This is a genomic window from Cyclobacterium sp. 1_MG-2023, from assembly GCF_030546805.1.
Classification (GTDB): domain Bacteria; phylum Bacteroidota; class Bacteroidia; order Cytophagales; family Cyclobacteriaceae; genus Cyclobacterium.
Genome location: NZ_JAUOPC010000011.1, coordinates 51,234 through 72,884, shown reverse-complemented (window position 1 = coordinate 72,884; position 21,651 = coordinate 51,234). Strand labels below are relative to the sequence as shown.

Below are 21,651 nucleotides of genomic sequence, written 5' to 3'. Positions count from 1 at the left end.
TTACTGAATATAAAAAACATAAAAATAAGCACTTTAATAAAGTACCTCAAATTGCTTTCACAGCTTCGCCTCGTAACACACAAGGTAGGAGTAACAAAATTACTCGATCATCTCAAAATCACAAGTTTTAATGAAAATATTATTGTTTGCAGGGCAATATGAGCCATGGACTTAGCCTTTTTGAAGTTGTCATAAAGCGGAAACAATAAATGTAAAAGTCAGCAAGCATTGAAAAATACAAATGTACCTTCTATCTTTAGGGCTAACCTTTTAAATAAACCGAACATAATTACCTTATGGAAAAAATCAAAGTAGCGGTTGTTGGAACGGGGTTTATTGGCCCTGCCCATATTGAAGCCCTAAGAAGAAACCCTAATATTGAAGTGGCCACCCTTTGTGAAGTCAATGAAGAGCTTGCCAAAGAAAAAGCTGCTTTACTAGGCATAGAAAAGGCCATGGTTTTCGAAGATATGCTGAAAGACGAGGAAATCAAAGTTGTACATATCTGTACACCAAACTTCCTTCACTATAGCCAATCCAAAGCCGTATTGGAAGCCGGAAAACACGTTGTTTGTGAAAAACCTTTGGCAACAAAAATTGAAGAGGCGGAAGAGCTCGTGGCCCTTGCTGAAAAAACAGGTTTGGTCAATGCTGTTCATTTTAACCTAAGGTATTATCCGATGGTAAGGCAAATGAAAACCATGAGAGAAAGTGGTGAACTAGGTGATATTTACTCTATCATGGGTTCTTATTTGCAAGATTGGTTGTTTTTGCAAACAGATTACAACTGGAGATTGGAGCCGGATAAATCCGGAGATTCAAGAGCCATTGCAGACATAGGCTCCCATTTATTGGATTTAACCGAATATGTTACCGGCTTGAAAATCACTGAAGTGATGGCGGATTTTTCTACTGTACACAAAACAAGGTTAAAGCCACTTAAAGCAATAGAAACCTATAGTGGCAAAAGCCTAGCCCCTTCAGACTATGAAGAAGTGCCTATCAATACCGAAGATCATGCTACGGTAATGCTAAGGTTTGACAATGGCAACAAAGGTTCGGTAACGGTTAGCCAAGTAAATGCCGGTAGGAAAAATAGATTGAATATTGAAATCGCCGGTTCAAAAGCGAATTTTGAATGGTGCAGTGAAAAACCCAATGAGATGTGGATAGGCAAAAGAGAAACTGCCAATCAGCACTTGATGAAAGATCCTTCTTTGTTCAATGCTGAGGCTGGAAAACTTATTGGCTTCCCGGGTGGACACAATGAAGGTTTCCCTGATACTTCCAAACAAATGTTCAAGGAAGTCTATGCAGCAGTTGTAGAAGGAAAACAACCTGAAAAACCAAGTTATCCAACTTTTGCAGACGGACATCGTGAGTTATTAATCTGCGAAAGAATAATTGAAAGCCATAAAAAACAGGCCTGGGTTAAAATTTAAATATTTTATATCAGTCATGTTAACTTCGTCCCGGCTTTTCTATAGGAAGGCCGGGACCATAAAGCATTACTAAGGACAGGCTAGTGGCATATATGAAAATTAACTACCTACTGTTTGCTTTCAGTCATCAGATGCTTAACAATTTTTAATTTTGTCCGTTTATTATAGTTATTGAAATAATTTAACCTAAACAAAACCAAAACATGAAATCATCAACCATGAAAATGCTAAGCTTATCTGCTTTCCTAATGCTTTCAGTAGTATATATGTCGAATGCCCAGAAAAAAGCAAGTCCTGCAAAAACAGCTAAAGGAACTATAAATGGAGCAGAAATCACTGTAAATTATAGCAGCCCTTCTGTAAAAGGAAGAACTATTTTTGGAGACCTTGTACCACTAGGGAAAGTTTGGAGAGCCGGCGCCAATGAAGCTACATTATTTGAGACGAGCAAGGACATTACAGTGGAAGGAGAAAAACTACCTGCCGGGAAATACAGCTTCTTCATTATTCCGGGAGAAAGTTCCAGTACCTTTATTTTCAACAAACAGACTGGTCAGTGGGGAACAAAATACGATGAAAGCAAAGATGCTTTAAGAGTAACCGTTAATTCCGGTCAAACCAGTACCCTTACAGAGAGCCTTACTTATACCGTAATGGATGATGGTTTGGAAGTAAAATGGGAATATGGACGTGCCAAGGCATCGATAAAATAATTAATATAAAGGCTGTTTTTAATTTAAACAGCCTTTTTTATTACCCAATAAAGCTATGCGCATAAATTATATTTTTTTAATCTCCTAAAGTTTTCCTACTCAAAAACATTATTGAGTCCGCTATGTTTTTTTACCTTTGTATCAAAACAATTACTTTTGAAGGACTTCCCCAAACTCCCCATTTTAGAGGTAATCCCTCAATTAAAAGACCGACTTAGCTCGGCGCCAATTGTTTTGCTTCATGCACCTCCGGGAGCCGGTAAAAGTACATTGGCCCCCTTGACATTATTGGAAGAAAATTGGCTCAAAGGGAAAAAAATAGTAATCCTTGAACCCAGAAAACTCGCAGCTATAAGTATTGCACAAAGAATGGCTACAATTATGGGGGAGTCAGCCGGAGAAAGCATAGGTTACCGAGTCAGGTTCAATACCTGTGTGGGGAAAAATACCAGAATAGAAGTAATTACAGAGGGGATTCTAACCAGAATGATGCAACAGGACAATGCCCTTGAAGATGTTGGCATAATCATTTTCGATGAATTTCATGAACGCAGCATACATGCGGACTTGGGGCTTGCCATTGCCAGAGAAATCCAAGAAATACTTAGACCGGATCTTAAGCTATTGATCATGTCTGCTACCCTTGATAGCAAAGACTTATCGATTAACCTTCACGCACCACTGGTAGAAAGTTCAGGCCGATCATTTCCGGTAAGCATTCAATATGGATCCGGTTCTGATTTGTTCAATTTACCTCAAAACACGAGTCAAACCATTAAGCAAGCCATAGAGAATCATGAGGGGGATATTTTGGTGTTTTTACCGGGCCAGAGAGAAATCAATAAAACAGCCACGTTAATAGAAAATTGGCCCCATGACCTCGCCATTTACAAACTCTATGGACAGTTGGCCTTCAAGCAACAACAAGCTGCACTTTTACCACATCCACAGGGGAAAAGAAAAGTGGTCTTGGCAACAGCAATTGCCGAAACCAGTCTTACCATAGAAGGAATCAAAATTGTTATTGATGGAGGCTATATGCGCAGCGGAAGATTTAACCCCAACTCCGGGTTGAATAAATTGGTTACGATTCCTGTGACTGCCGACACAGCCAAACAAAGGGCAGGAAGGGCAGGGAGACTAGGTCCGGGCATATGTTTCAGGTTATGGTCTAAGGCGAGCCAAGAAAACTTGCTTCCCTTTAGACAGCCGGAGATAGTGGAAGCTGACCTTAGCCCCTTGGCCTTGGAACTTTATAAGTGGGGAATAAATGATCCTTCACAATTGAATTGGATTAGTACTCCACCCCAAGGTAACTGGGCCCAAGCAGTTGAAACCTTAAAAAACCTAGGGGCTGTTGCCAATAATAAAATCTCCAAACACGGTGAAACCTTACATACCTTTCCTTGTCATCCCAGAATTGCACATTTGCTTGTTTACAGTCAATTGTTAGGTTTAGAAGGTTTGGGTTCAGACTTGGCAGCCATATTGGAAGAAAAGGACCCATTGGAACCCGGAAATGGAGTAGACATCAACTTGAGAATTGAAGGACTCCGCCGTTATCGGGCTGGAAACTCCGCCAATTTTAATTTCAAGAAAATTGAACAAGTTGCCAAGGCCTATCGACAAATTCTTGGAATAAAAGCGGGAAATTCAGCCGTCGATCCCTATGCAACAGGCTTATTAATTGCACAGGCCTTTCCAGAGAGAATCGCCAAAGCAAGCCATCAAGCCCAATTTAAATTGTCTAATGGCAAATTGGCCCGAATAGACAAAAACGACTTCATGGCATCAGAAGAATGGGTTGCAATAGCACAGATGGACGAAAGGGACGGTTTAGGGAAAATATTCTTGGCAGCTCCACTGGAACCAAAGGATATCCAACCCTTGGTAAAGTCTGAGGAAAGGATCTATTGGGATGAGGAGTCAGCCTCTATTCAGGCAGTTGAAGAACGAAGGATAGGGTTAATAGTATTGGAAAAGAAAAGATTAAAAAACCCTGACCCTCAATTGATTCAAGACAGGCTATTAAAAATGCTTTCCCGATCCGGAGAAAAGTGGCTTTCCTGGGACAATGAGGTTTGTCAACTTCAATGTAGAATCATGAGTTTAAGGCTGTGGAACGGCCCAGAATCATTCCCCAACTTCAGCACGGATCAATTATTAAAAACAGCTCATGAGTGGCTCTCTCCCTATTTAACGGGTGTCCAATCAGGTCTTGAAATGAAAAAATTACCTCTCTACAATATATTAAGAGACAGCCTTTCATTTGATCAACAAAAGGAGCTCCAAAGTTTAGCTCCGGAAAAAATAAGATTGCCAAGTGGTTCTTCCCTCCCTGTAAAATACAACTTTGATGGTAATCCTCCCATTTTAGCTGCACGACTTCAGGAGCTTTTCGGTTGGAGTCAAACCCCAACCGTCAATGAGGGTAAAAATCCTATGCTGATCCATTTGCTATCCCCCGGCTTTAAACCGGTTCAGGTTACTCAGGATTTAAAAAGCTTTTGGGACAATACCTACCATGAAGTTAAGAAGGAGTTAAAGCGAAGGTATCCCAAACACCATTGGCCGGAAAACCCTTGGGAAGCCCAAGCTATAAGAGGCGTAAAGCGAAAAAAGTAGAAATTGGAAGAAATACTTAAGTTTAGTAGTCCATATACTTTAGAAACAGTACTTTTTTATAATATCTTCCAATAATAAGGTTGCTAATATTACTACTGATTGGATATTTAAACATTAAATGAAACAATTGTTAATTCACTAGATGAATTGGTAATGATATAATAATTATTACACTTGAAAAACTATTCGTATTTAACTATTTTTACGAAGATATACTGAAAAACCATCCCAAATGAAACATTTATTTTTCTCTTTATGCTTATTATTAGTAATAAATTTTGCAATTGCCCAAGAGTATAAAGTTTACAAAGCCCCATCTTTTAGAGAAGAATGGAGCAAGCCTAGTTATTACCCTGACAGGGTGGTATTGAACTTTGGCGCAGATCCTGCCTCTGAAGCCAATGTAACCTGGAGAACTGACACCTCTATTCCTACAGGCTATGCTGAAATTGCTATAGCAGACGGTGCTCCAAAATTTTGGAGAAATGCGGAAACCATAGCCGCCAAAACAGAAGTCTTAGATGGTTCGAAGGTAGAAGACGTAAAAGTCAAAGCACATTACCATTCTGTGCAATTTAAGAACCTAAAACCAGACACCATGTATGGATACCGTGTAGGAGATGGCGAATCATGGACGGAATGGACACAGTTCACCACCGCTTCCAGAGACAATGACAAGCCTTTTTCTTTCCTATATGTGGGAGATGCACAGAATTATGTACTCGAACTTTGGGCTAGATTAATCAGAGAAGGTTATCGAAAAGCACCGGACTCGAAATTCATCATCCATGCCGGTGATCTTATCAACAGAGCCCATAGAGACCAGGAATGGCATGAATGGTTTACGGCCGGAGGATTTATTCATAGTATGGTTCCATCTATGGTTACACCGGGAAACCATGAATACAGAGACATTCCTGAACTAGATGGAGAAGATGCTGAAAGAAGACTTTCCTTACAATGGCGACCTCAATTTACACTTCCCGAAAATGGACCCAAGGGGTTGGGACTAGAGGAAACCGTTTACTATATGGATTACCAAGATGCACGAATCATCTCTCTTAATAGTAATGTGGCACAAAAAGACCAAATCCCATGGCTAGAAAAAGTGCTCTCAGAAAACACTAAAAAATGGACCATTGTAACCTATCACCATCCATTGTTTTCTGCTTCCGCAGGAAGGGACAATGATGAATTAAGAAAAGCATGGAAACCTATTTTTGACAAATATAATGTTGATTTGGCCCTGCAAGGACATGACCACAGCTATGCTAGAGGCCGTGTTTCTCCCGAAGACAATGTTTTGGACGGAATGAATGCAAGGGATAAAACAGGAACTGTTTATGTAGTATCTGTTAGTGGGGGAAAAATGTACAGTGTAAGCGAAGAAGGATGGAAAGACAAAGGTGCAGAAAGGGCCCGTAAAGCTGAAAATACCCAATTGTTTCAGGTGATTAATATAGATGGAGATAAACTAAGTTTTGAATCCTATACAGCCGTAGGTGAATTATATGATGCCTTCGATCTGGTAAAACAAGAAAATGGAATCAATGAATTCATCGAAAGAAAAGCTGAAGCAGGAGATGAGAGAAGGTTCTCAAACACCATCCCTTATGAAGACCCATTACCGGAAAATCTTCAAACCATATTGCTTTCTAAATATCCGGGCAATGAAATAACAAGAGTAAGTGCTTCTAAAAAGAAAAATGGAGCCTTGGTTTTTAATGTTAGGTTAGAAAAAGATGGGGAGAGGACTAACGTAGCCATTGATGCCAAAGGCAATATTTTAGATTAACTCATTGTGGGTTGATTAACCAAAAAATTCAAAAAAAAAGCCAATCCTGCTTAGGATTGGCCTTTTTTTATTGGATAAATTTACATTTCCGGTAAAGCAAAAGCTACATAAGCATCACCCGCCGGGGTTCCTAACCTGTTTGCACCTCCGGCAGCAATCACCACATACTGCTTTCCTTTTACTTCATAGACAGCAGGAACAGCATACCCTCCAAAAGGGAGCTTGTATTCCCATAAAATTTCGCCAGTAGCAACATCGAAGGCCCTGAACATTTCATCAGGAGTTCCTCCCATAAACACCAAACCTCCGGCAGTAGCTACACAGCCACCAAAATTCTGTGTACCTGTGGCAGGCACTCCTCTTTCTTTCAGCTTTGGATATTCGCCTAAGGGAACTTTCCATTTAATGGTTTTGGTTTTTAAATCTATTGCATTTAATGTACCCCAAGGGGGCATACTTCCGGGAAAACCTTCTTCATCTGTGAAAATCCTAAAACCTTGCAACACATACCTATCTGTAGTCCCAACCTCTTCTTTTATCTCGTGTATAGGATCAGAGGTAGGTTCTTCATCAAGCAAAAAATCCACCAACGCATTTAATTTTTCAGAAGAAAAACCTTGAAATGCAGGCATCAAACCATTTCCATGGGTTATGATTTTAGTTAATGATTCCCTTGTGTGTCTGTCTTTCAAACCCTTCAATGAAGGAAATGCATCATCCAAACCCTGTAGCTCTGCTCCATGACAGTTGGAGCAATTGGATAAATAGGTGCTTCTTCCCGGATACTTGACAAGTTCACTTTTCCCTTCCTTGTTTTCAGAGATGTTGCGAAGCTGCAAAATCATAGGGATTTCATTGGCATTAACGTAAAGCATTTGGTTGTCGGGATCATAAGATGCCCCTCCCCATATCATCCCACCTCTTGTTGCTGGATTGGTTAGTGTTCCTTCCAAACTTGGAGGAGTATATAGGCCTTCATTTCGGTATTTTTTAAACTCTCCTTTTACGTATGCATTGGCCTCTGCTGAAATATTGGTCAGCGTTGTACTATCCAAGCCTTGTCTTACAACAGCAATCCCCTGATTAAACTTTTGGGTGGGATGGGCAACTTCACCCGGCACATAGGAAGGTGGGGCATTTCTAACTTCCATATCCATCAATGATTCACCGGTCAACCTGTCAAGAATGATCAGTTCTCCCATCTTGGTCGGTTGCACCAGCGCTTTAACCATACCATTTTCAGAAGGTATATCTACTAATGTAGCGGCACATGGCAAGTCATAATCCCAAACATCGTGGGTAACTGCCTGATAATGCCATTTTCTTTCTCCTGTTGCTGCATCCAAGGCAACAATGGAATTCCCGAAAAGATTTTCCCCTATCCGGTTGCCCCCATAAAAATCATAGGCCGGAGAACCGGTTGAAACATACACCCATCCTTGCTCTTCATCCAAACTTAAGCCTCCCCAATTATTGGCACCACCATAGTTTTCACCATCCAGCCAACGCCAGCTGTCATGTCCAAATTCTCCTTCCTTAGGTATGGTATGAAATATCCATTCAAAGGATCCGGTTTTAGCGTTGTATGCCCTGATATGCCCCGGAGAAGCATCATATCCTTCACCCGTAGCTGATCCAATAATGATCAAATCCTGAAAAACGATCCCTGGTGTACTCAAGGAGATTGACAGGGATTCGGGATCAAACCCCAGGTTTTTACGCAAATCAAGTTTCCCCTCTTCGGCAAATTCCGTTATCAATTCACCTGATTGGGCATCTATAGCAAAAAGGTAGTATCCGACTGCCATAAAAACGCGAATCTTATCCCCTTCTCTGTAATGGAAAAACCCCCTATTCACTCCCCCTGATTGACCATATTCTTCCGGATCAAAGCGCCAAAGCTCGGTTCCTTTTTCAGCATCCAGTGCAATCAAATCTAGCTGGGGAGAGCTAACATACATCACATTTCCAAGAATCATTGGATTGCACTCCATGGGTGTTCTTTCTTTAGGGTCTCCCGTGTGATAAGTCCATGCAGGCTGAAGTAGGTGAACATTTTCCTTATTTATTTGATCCAAACCTGAAAACTGAGCAGCTGTCTTGGTTGCACGGTAATTTTCCCAAGTTTGGTAATCTTTGGCTTTAGAAGTATCGTTCCCTTGGGAACATGCAAAGCTTACCAAAAGGCAAACTAAAGCGATAACACTATTAATTTTCCTTATCATTTTCTGAAATTTTCTCTTCAAATGGCCACTCAGCATCCTCCGTCCTAGAGCTTTGCATTAAGCCTTTTATTTCTTCTACAACTTCAGGAAATTCGCTGGCCAAGTCTTTAGTCTCCCCCGGATCTTGCTCTAAATCATAAAGCTGAATCGTTTCATTTCCTTCAAATACATTTAATTTGATCCCTTTCCATTTACCTTTTCTTACGGCCTGTTTTCCACCTTTTTCATGGAACTCCCAGTAAAGGTGAGAATGCGCCGGCTGTTCTCCTTCACCCATAAGGGTAGGAAGAAAGGATATACCATCTATAGGCGCCTCTAATTCCTCCCCTACCAAAGCTGAAAAAGTGGGTAAAATATCCCAGAATGCACTAATATGATCAGTTTGACTTCCTTTTTTAACTTTGGCCGGCCAGCTCAATACCATCGGAACATGAATTCCGCCTTCCAATAAATCTCTTTTGTATCCTTGAAATGGGCCATTGCTGTTAAAAAAATCAGGGTCTGCCCCTCCCTCTAGGTGTGGACCGTTGTCGGAAGTAAACACGATCACTGTATTGTCCAAAATTCCCAATTCCTCCAATTTGGAGACAATCTGACCTACATGATCATCAAGGAGTGTCACCATGGCTGCAAAAGCAGCATGTGGATAGACTTGAGAACCGTAACCTCCAACCTTATACCTTGGGTGTTCTGGATCATCCACTCCCTTAAAATGGGTTTCAGGACCCAGATTGCTTTCATATTGATAAGGTGGTTCAGGATTGGTTTTGGTAAGAAATTTCTCCATATACTCATCCGGAGCAAAAAGTTCTGCATGAGGAATAATCGTAGGCACATACATAAAAAAATGGGTGTCCTTATTTGCCTCTATAAATTCCAATCGCCTTTCCTGAATAAGGTTTGGTGCATATTGGCCTTGAGCTGTTCCTTGATTTCCTTCCAGACTTACAATTTTATCATTGTCCCATAATTCTCTGGGGTAATAATTATGGGCGATGGTCTGGCTATTAAAACCAAAAAACACATCAAACCCTTGATTCAGTGGCGCTCCGGCAGAGCCTGGATAGCCAAGCCCCCATTTCCCAAATGCGCCAGTAGTATAGCCCGCTTTTTTCAATACGCTTGCCAGTGTTTGAGTCCCTTCCTTTAAAGGAAATTGACCGCCGTTCAAGCCCCTATTCCCCCTAACTTGGGTATGTCCGGTATGCATTCCTGTCATCAATGCAGACCTTGAAGGAGCACAGACCGTTGAACCTGAATAATGCTGGGTAAACACCATACCATTTGCTGCCAACTTATCAATATTCGGAGTTTTAAATTTGGATTGGCCTAAAAAACTCAAATCACCATAACCCAGATCATCTGCCAGAATATAGATGATGTTGGGCTTTTCAGTGGTTATTTCTTTGTCTGAATTATTGCTACAGGAAGACATTCCAATCAAAAATACTGCTGAAATGGCCACAAAAAGGGAAAGCCTATACGTTTTAATTTTCATTTTGAATGTTAGGTTAATTGTTTTAATTGTTATACAGGCCTGTGTCACCTTTTTCTAGCTCTACAAGCAATCGCTCCACCAATTCGGGTTGCTCATCTGCTATATTTTTGGTTTCCATAGGGTCATTTATATGATCATATAATTCAATCTTAGGAGTTTCCTCCCTAAAATACTTCATTATTCGGTATTTGCCTGTCCGCATAGAAATCCCATTCTTGAAATAGCTAAATGCCGCTGCTTCCCTATTCTGGTCTCCTCCATCTTTGAGCAGGGGAACCAAGCTTTGTCCATCCAAAGAAAAATTGGTTGGGGTGTTAGTCAACTCCATTAATGTAGGGTACAAATCAATGCTACTCACCGGCATATCGGAAGAGATTCTTTGGGGCTTTAAACCCGGAACTTTGATAATCAAAGGGCTTCTTACGGCTGTCTCAAAAATGGTATGCTTGCCCCAAACCCTGTGGTCTCCCAAATGCCAACCATGATCTCCCCAAACCACCACAATGGTATTGTCTGCCAAGCCCAAGGTTTCTAGTTCTTCCATAACTTTGCCTACCAAAGCATCGCTGTAACTCACTGCTGCATAATAGGCATGCCTAAGCTTTCGGGCATATTCATCCGACAATTGATGATCTAATCCGGCTTTTTCTTCTCCCAGAGCATATTGATTGAATTCTCCACTGGACTGCAAACTACTCATTGAAACATTTTCCGGAAGGCCGGGTGCGTTGGACAAAGGAATGTCTTCCCTATTGTATAAATCCCAATATTTCTTTGGGGATGTAAAAGGCAAATGGGGTTTAAACAATCCTAAACCCATAAAAAAAGGCTCATCTTTAGCCGCCAGTTCTTTGAGTTTTGCTATAGCCAATTGAGTGGAAAGCCCATCCGGATAGCCTTCATCTGCAACATCGGCTGCTTCATAGGGTTTGACTTGTTTCTTTTTCCCTTGCCTATTTGATCCATCAGCATATCCAAAAAAAGCATTCCAGCCGGTGCCCCATTTACCAGAGTTGAATAGCATTTCATCCCAGCTATAAGGCATTTCTGACTTGGCTCCTTCAGGACTTTCTTCGTAGCCATAAACCAGACCATCCACTGAATGGCTAATTTTTCCTATACCCACCGTATAGTACCCGTTTCTTTTTAAATGATGAACAAAGCTCTCCGGTTTTTCTCCCTCCGGAGTATCTGCCATAATTTCTGCAATGGCAGAATTTTTCAGATGCTCCCGACTACTAGGAAGCATCCCCGTTAAAATACTACAACGCGAAGCACCACAGGTAGGCACCTGAACATAATGGTTTTCAAAGACGGTTCCTGACTTTCCTATGGCATCAAGGTTAGGCGTTTTAATAATGTCGTTACCATATACCCCCAATTCAGGGCGGAGATCATCTATAGCTAAAAATAAAATATTATAAGGTTTTTTTTCCTGGGCCTCAATCGCACAGGACTGTAGAAAACAAATTAAAAGGCAGCAGAATGCCGGAAACAGTTTTGGTGTCATTGGGTATATTTAAATTATATATTTTTTGAATAAAGCAATCTAAATATAAAGGTTAATCATGTAAATAAAAACATACTTTTATTAAGCGGTAAAAGCATGCTATAATCAATGGTATTATTAAAAAATCACCATCTATGGCTATGTTATAAAACCATAAAAAGAGAAAAATTAAACTGCGGTGCGAACAAAATTCTACGTTTTAGCTTAAAATTATATTTCTTTTTACCTTGTAATCGCATCAAATCCAAAATTGGTCCGTACCAGCAATGCAACCTAAAAGAAAAGTAAAAATTAGCCCACCTGCAGAAACAGCCGCAGGCTTAAAATCCATTCAGACCGTTGCCTATCGCATTTGGGAAGAAACCCATGTAGGTAAGGGAGTGAAAACATTGTTTAAATTAAATCAGCCTCACGGCTTAGACTGCCCGAGTTGTGCTTGGCCTGACCCTGATGTCAAAGAAGTATCAAAAATTGCTGAATATTGTGAAAATGGAGCCAAAGCCATCGCTTGGGAAAGCAGTAGCAATAAACTAGATGCCTCCTTCTTTAAGCAATACAGCATCAAAGATTTATTGGAAAAATCCGATCATTGGTTGGAAAAACAAGGGAGACTGACAGAACCATTAGCGATCAAAGAAGGCGAGCATCACTATTCTCCAATTTCATGGGAAGATGCCTTCGTTTTAATGGCCGAGAAACTTCAAGCATTGGACCATCCTGATCAAGCCATATTCTATACTTCAGGTAGGACCAGCAATGAAGCGGCTTTTCTCTACCAGTGTTTCGTCAGGCAATTTGGCACAAATAACCTACCCGATTGTTCCAATATGTGTCATGAAGCATCGGGAAAAGCATTGTCTGAAACTGTAGGTATAGGGAAAGCTTCTGTTGTACTGGATGATATCCCAAAAGCAGAATTATTGATAGTTATGGGGCAAAATCCCGGAACCAATGCGCCTAGAATGCTTACTGCAATGGAAAAGCTAAAGCAAAATGGCGGGAAAATTGTTTCAGTAAATCCCTTGCCTGAAACGGGGTTACTTCAATTTCGCAATCCACAAAAACCTTGGGAATGGGTAGGGAAACCTACAGCTATCCATGATTTACACCTACAAGTAAAGGTAAATGGTGATTTACCTTTATTAAAGGCTGTATTAAAATTGATGCTAGAAGCAGAGAAGCTACAACCGGAAAAAGTTTTTGACCAAGCCTTTATTCGTGAAAAAACAAGTGGGTACCAAGCCCTCATCTCACACCTTGAACAATTAAACTTAAAGGAATTGATTCAAGAGACCGGTGTTCCGGAATCACAGATCAGAGAACTGGCAAACCTGCTTATTACGAAGGAAAACATCATTATCGCTTGGGCAATGGGCATCACGCAACATAGAAATGCCGAAAACACCATTAGAGAAATTGTCAATATCTTGTTGCTCAAAGGGTCTATTGGTAAAGCCGGAGCAGGTACATTACCGGTAAGAGGACATAGCAATGTGCAAGGAGACCGTACCATGGGCATCTGGGAAAAAATGCCACAAAGTTTTATGCAGCGATTGGGAAAGGTATTTGATTTTCAGCCACCCGAGAAAGAAGGCGTCCATGCTGTAGGAGCAATTCATTCCATGGCTGAAGGCAAAGCAAAAATTTTTATGGGGATGGGAGGAAATTTCGCTTTGGCTGCCCCTGATACAGATAAGGTTTTTGAAGGCCTTAAACAATGTACCCTTACCCTCCACGTCTCCACCAAGCTCAACAAAAGCCATTTAATACATGGCAAAAATGCCTTGATCTTGCCTTGCCTTGGGAGAACAGAAATGGATATCAGTAGCCATGGGCCACAGTTTGTCAGTACGGAAGATACGGCCGGAAGGGTAAGAATGTCTCATGGAGACCTTGAACCAATATCGCCTGAATTGAAAAGCGAAGTAGGCATTGTTTGTGGTATGGCTAGAGCTGTACTAGGCCCCTCCAATACTACCGACTGGGAAGGAATGAAAGAAAATTACGACCTGATAAGGGAAAAGATAGAGGCCGTGATACCGGGCTTTGATAAATACAACGAAAAGGTGAGGAAAGCAGGTGGTTTTTATTTGCCCAATGGAGCCAGAGAAAGGCATTTTAATACCCCTGATAAAAAGGCCCAATTGACAATTAATCCGCTTCACCCGGTCCGACAACCTGAAACACCTTTTATTCTAATGACCGTGAGAAGTCACGACCAGTTTAACACCACCATTTATGGCTATGACGATCGTTATAGGGGGATTAGCAATAGCCGGGAGGTGGTTATGATGAATGCAGAAGATATGAAAAATTATGATTGTAAAGCCGGAGACCTTGTGAAATTAACCAGCATTTTTGCAGGAGAAAAGCGGGTACTTCAAGGTTTTCAAGTTGTTCCCTATGACATCAGTCCAGGGTGTCTTTCTGTTTATTTCCCCGAGGGAAATATTTTGGTGGCCTTGGACAATAATTCAGCTGAAAGTCACTGCCCGGCATCGAAATATATAGAAGTATATTTAGAAAAATTGAGTGATGGAAGCGACAAATAGTCTGGTTAGCTTTAGCAAAATTTACAAACACAGCAAATCTGAAGCAAGCCATTTGCAGGATCTGCTGGCTGTTGAAGCTCCTTTGCAAATCCGTCTGGAATTTGAGAGAAATAAGGAATGGCAAAAAAAAGATTTACTGGTAACCATGAGGAGTCCCGGAAATGATTTTGATTTGGCTCTGGGTTTCTTATTTGCAGAAGGGATAATAGAAAGTGACCAAGACATACTTTTGATGCGGTATTGCCAGCGGGTAAAACCGGAGGAAAAAGGAAATGTCCTAATCGTGAAATTTGTGGAAGGTTTCGAGGTAGATCTAAAAAAGCTAGAGCGAAATTTTTATACCAATTCAAGTTGTGGGGTTTGTGGCAAGACTGCCATTGAAGCTGTAAAATGTGAAAATGATGTTTTGCCTGTAAAACCCGGGTGGCAATTAAACCCGGAAACAATATTGAGTATACCGGAAGGGCTGCTTTCCTCCCAAACAGCTTTTAAATATACAGGTGGTTTGCATGCAGCTGCCTTATATGACCAAAATGGAGATTTACTGCTGCTTAGAGAGGATATTGGGCGACACAATGCTTTGGATAAACTAATTGGAGCTTGCCTGAAAGATAATATCGATTTAAGCAAAGAAAAAATTGTTTTGTTAAGTGGCCGGGTGAGCTTTGAAATGGCACAAAAAGCCATCAATGCAGGCATACCGGTATTATTGGCTTTTGGCCCTCCTACGCAATTGGCTGTGGACCTTGCTCAAGAAAAACAGCTGACCCTGATTGGATTTTTGAAAGAGGAAAGTTTTAATATCTACAGTGGAGAAGAAAGAATTAAAATAGTGGGTAAAAAAATAGTTTAACGATTACCCACTATTTGCAATGGAAAGATTCCATTTTGAAAAGTTTATTTATCACCTGATTCAAAGGTACGAATGCTATACTGATTTAAAAATACCGTGATCAGGGTATTTTTTCTGCATTTTTTATTTTTCCACCTAAATGAAACCCTAATGTAAGCATAATAAATAATAATTAACCATTTATTGTTCAGATACTTACCTATAAAAATACTACGTTGTATATAACTTGAGTTTTTATCTAATGTAACCTTTGGATCAGGATGATGACACAGAGATAGGTGGTTTTCACGCACGAAATCACCCCTTATCAAATTTAAATAGCGATATGAGGCACTTCCGGATAATGCATATTTGAATCATACAAAATTGGTATTGCCGAGTAAGGCAGGCATGACACTTAAACTAAAAAATAAGGATTAAAAAATAACAAAATGCCTTAGAAAGCATTACCCCTAAGTTTTTCAGAATAAAGCCCATTTCGAAGCATCCATTTCTTCAAACGTGCCCTCTCTTCTACGGTAAGGATTTGATTTGCTTTGTTAAGCTCGTTTTTCAACTTGCCCAAATCAAAGCTAACGCTTTTGAGTATCCTCTTGTAGTAATCTAAATAAGAAGTTTCCATAACAATTTAATTTTAAACCCTATCAATAAAACCCTTGTGCTCAAATCTTGGCATCTCCCAAGTTTGAGCTTTAATTAATGAATAACATTACGTTGCCAATAAGAAAATGTTAGCTTTTCGAATCTTATTTTTTTACTCAAACATTCCAATCCAAACCCTGTGCCATAAGTTGTAAACTTTTAAGGAAGGGAATACCACCAATATTTCAATGACAATATGTCCGTCAGGCAATAACGTTTTGCTATAAATGGACTATTTGACTAAAATTATTTATCATAATTGTCAATTTATCAGGTTTAAGTCGATAATAATTCAAACAAATTAATAGGTATTTAGTTGTTTTTTAACTTAATTTAAATTCATTTCTTTTGTTTTAACATGATTTACTTTACTAAAGCTTGTTTTTTTATTCTAATTACATTTTTTTATTCTGTTAATGCATTTTCATATGGACTAAAGCCATATAATGCTCAAAACAACAAAAACTATCACTCCACTTCTCTTTATCAATATGCGGAAATCGCAAATGTTGGAGACAGCAATTTTACTTTTGAGGAATTTTTAGCCAATGAAAATAAACTGAAATTTGATCCAATAACCGGACCTTCTACTAACCTTAGCTTTACCAATAATAAGTACTGGTTAAGGTTTAACATTAAAAATGTATCAGAGATTCCTTTACAATATTTTCTGGAAACAGGAAGACCCGTTACCGATATTGTGGATTTGTACATGGTTACAGCAGGAGAACCTGTCCAAGAAATGAAAAATGGAGACCTTATTCCATTTGCCAATAAGAGTTTTGCGCACAGAAAAATAATTTTTCCCCTCAATTTGGATCCGGGAAAAACCTATAACATATATATTCAATATATAAGTGATGGAGAAGTAATCAATCTACCATTGGAACTCCACAGCTCCACGAGTATGGTATTAAGTACCTACCAAAACCAGCTATTTCACGGAGTTTTTTATGGCATTTTATTACTTGCAGGTGCCGTATACTTGCTATTTTATTTCGGAATAGGCGAAAAAAGTTTTTTATTGTACAGCATTTATGTGCTATCTGTCGGGCTTCTTCATATGTCTTTGGATGGCTACTTTTTCCAATACATTGACCCAAGATCCGGATGGCTTAATAAAAATGCAATATTGATTTCTGCTACACTTTCGGCCATGGCTTTTGGTAGGTATGCACAGATTTATACCAATGTAAAACGTTGGAGTAATACGTTGAATAAGGGACTCAACATAATGTTAAGTACCTTAGTGATCCTCATCACACTAGTAGTTATTTATCCGGATGGAAAACAGTTCTATTACCCTAGTGTAAATCTTTTAAGCTTTATATTGTTATTGATTTTAATTTCAACTGTGATTTTTGGCTATGTAAAAGGTAAAAAAATTGACTTATTTTTCTCTTTAGCTATTTTCAGTTTTACCATAGGTTTTATTATTTTGATCTTTAACAATTTCAGTTTGATACCTAATTCTTTTTTTACTGAAAATGCTTCTAAAATAGGCACAGGTTTAGAAATAATTTTCCTCTCTTTAGCCATGTCTAATCGAATCAAGCTTTTAAAATCGGAAAAGGAAAAACACCAAGAGATCGCTTTGCAAAAAGCTGAGGAATCCAATGAAATTAAATCCTATTTTCTATCCAATATTAGTCATGAATTGAGGACTCCATTAAATGCTATCATCGGTTTGACCGAATCCATAAAAGAAACAAGTAAAGACGATGCTGTTTGTTCAGACCTTGAGGTAATCCATTACTCTTCTTTGGGTTTACTTGGCGCTATTGATGATGTACTCGACTATTCCAAAATTGAGAAAGGAGAATTAAAACTTCAGGATACAGCCTTTGATCTGAGAAAAATGATTAATCAAATCGCCCATTCTTATGCGACCCAAGCAAAAGACAAAGGTCTTGATTTCAACTTTAAAGAAATTGGAATAATCCCACAACTAGTCAATGGTGACAAAAGACGAACCGAACAGTTGATTGGAAACGTTTTGAAAAACGCAATTAAGTTTACTCAACAAGGTGAAATTGAGTTCGAGGTTGAAGCCAAATCACAAGATGAAAACCGATGCCAATTAAAAATACAAGTGAGGGACAGCGGAGTGGGGATAAAAAAACAAAAATTAGAAAGTATTTTCGCATCATTTAGCCAAGGACAGAATAATGACAAGCGGAAATTTGGTGGCTTAGGATTAGGACTTTGTATTGTTAAAGCCCTAGTAGATTTACATCAGGGCAAAATTGATATCCAAAGTGAAGAAGGAAAAGGTACTTTAGTTGCATTGGAATTAAACTATTCGCTACCGGAGACAGGAGAACAAACGGACATTTATGATTTTGCTAAAACAGGAGTATTTGATCTGGAAAATAAAAATATTCTTATCGTAGAAGATAATGCACTTAACCAAATGGTATTGAAAGTAATTTTGGGAAAATGGGCCAATACAAGTTTTAAAATTGCAAACAATGGACTAGAAGGTGTTGAAATGCTAAGGGAACAAGCTTTTGATGTGGTTTTGATGGATTTACAAATGCCTGTGATGGATGGCTATGAAGCCACTCAGGCCATTCGTTCCGGAGCAAGTGGGGCTATAAACAGCAAAATCCCAATTATAGCAGTGACAGCAGATGTAACACAAAAAGCCAGAAACAAGGTGTTTGAAATAGGAATGGACGATTATATGACTAAGCCCGTTAAAAAAGACGAAGTTTATAATAAAATCAAAAAGGTCCTATTATAAAAAAACAATAAGGTTGACTATAAATAGAAATAAACTAAGCTCAAAAAAAAATTGCAAATCCCAATAAAATCTAAAGCAAAGTCATTGCGCCAAGTGCTGCAACTTTAGGACCATCCTTTACTTTAATTAATAAATCATCAGCCCAAAACTCAGGAATGCTGTTTTCCCTTGCCCCTTTTAGAATCCCCTTCCAATACCCCGGCAAATCAACTGTTCCTCCTCCTATTGATATCCTTTCGGGATTAAAAAGGTTGATCAATCCTGCAATACCTATCCCCAAAAAATACCCGGCCTTATCAATTTCTTTTCGTACAAATTCATCACCCTCAATTGCTAAATCAGCCATTTCTTTGGCAGAAATGCCCAACTTTTGGGCTAAAAAACTTCCTCCACACAGGGTGTCTATTCGCTTAATTTCACCATCGACTACTAAGGGGAAATAACCAAACTCTCCTGCCCATCCTGAAGCACCGGAGAGAATTTTCCCATTCACAATAAATGCCGCACCTACGGCTGTCCCTACCATGATCAAACCACCGGTATAGCCACTCCTGCAGTGGTTAAATTCCTGAAAGAAGGCAGCTTTGACATCATTTACCGCCTTAACAACGGGGCTAAATTTTGTTAACGCGAGATTTGCATTCCAGCCTTTAAATTGTGGCAAAACATCACAAGATACAACCTCCCCATCCTTGCTCAATAAACCCGGTATGGCCAGGCCAATTCCTACAGGTATTAAGTCATGCTTATCTAAAAAGGATTTGATGATTTTTTCCAAATCTGCAGGTTTAAAATTAGGCCCTGTTTTAAACCTCACTTCCAGTGCCCCTGCAATGATTAACACTTTGGTTCCACCCAAATCAATTCCGACTTTCACAGCATTCATTTTGATCTACTTTAAGGCTTAGCCAAAAACTTCAACAACAACTATAGCTAAGCAGGTTTCCGAAGATAGAAACTACACTGTTATTATACCAATAAATGCTTCAATCCAACTAAAAACTTTCCTGCGTTAGCTCATGGTTGATAAAAACACCAGCAATGTTTCCTTTGTAGACTGCTGTAGCCACTGAGCGCATCATCGTACTGCAATCCCCACAAGCAAAAACTCCGTCCTCAGTAGTTTTCCCCATTTCATCCACCTCAATGTATCCCTGTTCTGTAAGTTTGCAACCTAATTCTTCGGGAATCAAGGTATTTTGTTCAAATGGAATGGAAGCATAAGCAGCATCAAATGCTTCCACAGAACCGTCTTTAAACCGGATACTTTTCAGATATCCTGCCTTATGGTCAATTGCTACAATCTCTTTTTCAATGATTTTGATGTTCTGTTTAAATAACTTATCAAGCTGTTCATCATCAAATGGTATTTTCCCTTCAGTGAGAATGGTAAGGTCTTTAGTAAGATTATTTACCAAAGAGGCTAGGTGAACTGCAGTGTCCCCATTGGCCATAATTGCCGTTTTTTGATTCCTAATTTCATAGCCATGACAATAAGGGCAATGAACTACGGATATACCCCAGCATTCAGCAAAACCTTCTATATTCGGCATTAGGTCTTTTATTCCCGTTGCAAGTAATAGTTTCTTTGTGTGGAAAGTTTCTCCCCGGCTTGTGGTAATATCAAATCCATTTTCAACTTTCTTACTGCCGACTGCCATTCCATCATAAAATTCCACAGTATCATATTTCGCAACCTGATTCCTGGCAATTTCCGCGATTTCCTGAGGTGTGCTACCATCCTGCGTTAAAAAATTATGAGAATGAGGTGTTTGACGGTTGCAAGGTTTTCCCGCATCTATAATTAACGTATTTCTAAGAGAACGCCCCAATGCCATCGCTGCGGAAAGTCCTGAATAACTACCTCCTATAATGATTACTTCAAAATCTGTTGTTGGTTTCATATGTTTGAATTTTACGATGGCAGCCCGGGGAAACATAAAATAATGGACATAATTATCCGATCAAAAGCCTGTTACTATTTCTCCCTGCCTCTATTTAACTAATACCTTGAACAAAAGTAGTGAAAATAAATATTAATGCAACATAGTTGCATTAATAAATCGTAATTACCTATCAAGGGCAACATTAAAAAGGGAACAACAGAATTGGCAATCCACCCTCCAATTTCAAATCACAGGAAATAAAGCTTATTTTAATAGGTTGGAACCTAAATAGCCGAAGGATGTAGGCACATCGCAAATAAATAATTAGAAGCCCAGCCGAGTACGGTTCTATTAATACGTTAATCCAACCGGTGATAAAAACTCTTGAGGAGTGATATTTTTGTAGTCAAGGCGGCACTCATATTATCGCATCTATTGTTTAACTTTTATTTAAGAGGGAAATCTACACCACATCCGATGATTGGCAGTAAATCATAAATTAAGCATAGGTGAAAACATCCTCAAAGGTTAAAATGTACGGAGTTGTGCGTTCGAGTTAATTCCAGGTCACATTTTGTTTTAGTACTTTGGCCGGTACCCCACCTACCAGACACCTTTCAGGCACATCCTTATTGACAACAGCCCCAGCCGCAACGATAGAACCATCTCCAATAGTAACTCCTTTTAATATGGTAACATTCATACCAATCCATACCTTATTACCAATTTTTATTGGTTGCGTAGGCCTATGCTCAGAGCTTGTAATAACATGGTTATCAGCGTCTCTAATACATACATTTTCAGAAATTGCTACCTCATCCCCAATTTCAATCCGTTCAAAACAAGACAAATTAAAATTGTTATTAATATAACCACTACCCAATATTAAACTTGCTCCGTTGTTTATATAAACTCTGCTTCCGGAATAAATTGAAAATTCACCGTGAACTACCAATTTTGAATTTTCATGCATTGCTAAGATAGATGGAAAAGGATCATTTTTAGTCCATTTTGCATTAAAATAAAAAGCCTTTTTAAGGGTTATTTTTGATGTTTTCGCTAAGCTCACTTCTGATTTTTTATAAACCATAAATTTTTTGCTTACCCTGAGCATTGGTAGGATATAAACATTTTTTAATTTCAAAAAGAACCTTAATTTATTTA

At 39.2% G+C, this 21,651-nt stretch carries 14 protein-coding genes; 7 read left to right on the top strand and 7 right to left on the bottom strand.

Annotated elements, in window-relative coordinates; genetic code table 11:
* Positions 1-296 precede the first annotated feature (296 nt).
* The 4 genes from Q4534_RS17170 (at position 297) to Q4534_RS17155 (ending at position 6,575) form a co-directional block, all read left to right on the top strand.
* A complete protein-coding gene (locus tag Q4534_RS17170) occupies positions 297-1,442 on the top strand; it encodes a Gfo/Idh/MocA family protein (RefSeq protein ID WP_303614380.1) in 1,146 nt (381 codons plus the stop codon).
* Positions 1,443-1,645: 203 nt separating this feature from the next.
* Complete coding sequence (locus Q4534_RS17165; protein ID WP_303614379.1) at positions 1,646-2,155, top strand: DUF2911 domain-containing protein; 510 nt, start codon at positions 1,646-1,648, stop codon at positions 2,153-2,155.
* A 156-nt stretch (positions 2,156-2,311) separates the two neighbouring features.
* Positions 2,312-4,780: an ATP-dependent helicase HrpB gene (gene hrpB, locus Q4534_RS17160; protein ID WP_303614378.1), complete on the top strand. Its 2,469-nt coding sequence runs from the start codon at positions 2,312-2,314 to the stop codon at positions 4,778-4,780.
* Between the two features lie 232 nt (positions 4,781-5,012).
* Positions 5,013-6,575 (top strand): metallophosphoesterase family protein, encoded by a 1,563-nt coding sequence (locus Q4534_RS17155; protein ID WP_303614377.1) that lies wholly within the window; start codon positions 5,013-5,015, stop codon positions 6,573-6,575.
* Positions 6,576-6,655: 80 nt separating this feature from the next.
* Here Q4534_RS17155 and Q4534_RS17150 read toward each other — a convergent pair whose 3' ends face one another.
* The 3 genes from Q4534_RS17150 to Q4534_RS17140 are packed head-to-tail and all read right to left on the bottom strand — an operon-like array spanning position 6,656 to position 11,808.
* Positions 6,656-8,800: a pyrroloquinoline quinone-dependent dehydrogenase gene (locus Q4534_RS17150; protein WP_303614376.1), complete on the bottom strand. Its 2,145-nt coding sequence runs from the start codon at positions 8,798-8,800 to the stop codon at positions 6,656-6,658.
* A complete protein-coding gene (locus Q4534_RS17145; protein ID WP_303614375.1) occupies positions 8,784-10,298 on the bottom strand; it encodes an arylsulfatase in 1,515 nt (504 codons plus the stop codon). The genes Q4534_RS17150 and Q4534_RS17145 overlap by 17 nt, the downstream gene beginning before the upstream one ends.
* 22 nt (positions 10,299-10,320) lie before the next feature.
* The gene (locus tag Q4534_RS17140; RefSeq protein WP_303614374.1) at positions 10,321-11,808 is read right to left on the bottom strand and encodes a sulfatase; all 1,488 of its coding nucleotides are present in this window, start codon (positions 11,806-11,808) and stop codon (positions 10,321-10,323) included.
* Positions 11,809-12,074: 266 nt separating this feature from the next.
* On the opposite strand from Q4534_RS17140, the gene Q4534_RS17135 reads away from it, so the two are divergent.
* Positions 12,075-14,360 (top strand): FdhF/YdeP family oxidoreductase, encoded by a 2,286-nt coding sequence (locus Q4534_RS17135; protein ID WP_303614373.1) that lies wholly within the window; start codon positions 12,075-12,077, stop codon positions 14,358-14,360.
* Positions 14,344-15,213, top strand: a complete 870-nt coding sequence (gene fdhD, locus Q4534_RS17130) for a formate dehydrogenase accessory sulfurtransferase FdhD (protein WP_303614372.1) — start codon at positions 14,344-14,346, stop codon at positions 15,211-15,213. Before Q4534_RS17135 ends, fdhD begins: the two co-directional genes overlap by 17 nt.
* A 436-nt stretch (positions 15,214-15,649) precedes the next feature.
* Here fdhD and Q4534_RS17125 read toward each other — a convergent pair whose 3' ends face one another.
* The gene (locus Q4534_RS17125; protein ID WP_014021685.1) at positions 15,650-15,835 is read right to left on the bottom strand and encodes a hypothetical protein; all 186 of its coding nucleotides are present in this window, start codon (positions 15,833-15,835) and stop codon (positions 15,650-15,652) included.
* Between the two features lie 378 nt (positions 15,836-16,213).
* On the opposite strand from Q4534_RS17125, the gene Q4534_RS17120 reads away from it, so the two are divergent.
* Entirely contained in the window at positions 16,214-18,601 is a 2,388-nt protein-coding gene (locus Q4534_RS17120; protein ID WP_303614371.1) for a hybrid sensor histidine kinase/response regulator, read from the top strand.
* 70 nt (positions 18,602-18,671) lie between these two features.
* On the opposite strand, the gene Q4534_RS17115 is transcribed toward Q4534_RS17120, so the two are convergent.
* From Q4534_RS17115 to Q4534_RS17105, 3 genes are all read right to left on the bottom strand, one after another.
* Complete coding sequence (locus Q4534_RS17115; protein ID WP_303614370.1) at positions 18,672-19,487, bottom strand: ROK family protein; 816 nt, start codon at positions 19,485-19,487, stop codon at positions 18,672-18,674.
* Between the two features lie 109 nt (positions 19,488-19,596).
* A complete protein-coding gene (locus tag Q4534_RS17110; protein WP_303614369.1) occupies positions 19,597-20,505 on the bottom strand; it encodes an NAD(P)/FAD-dependent oxidoreductase in 909 nt (302 codons plus the stop codon).
* A 538-nt stretch (positions 20,506-21,043) separates the two neighbouring features.
* Positions 21,044-21,631, bottom strand: coding sequence for a DapH/DapD/GlmU-related protein (locus Q4534_RS17105; protein ID WP_303614368.1), 588 nt, complete (start codon positions 21,629-21,631; stop codon positions 21,044-21,046).
* Between the last annotated feature and the right edge of the window lie 20 nt (positions 21,632-21,651).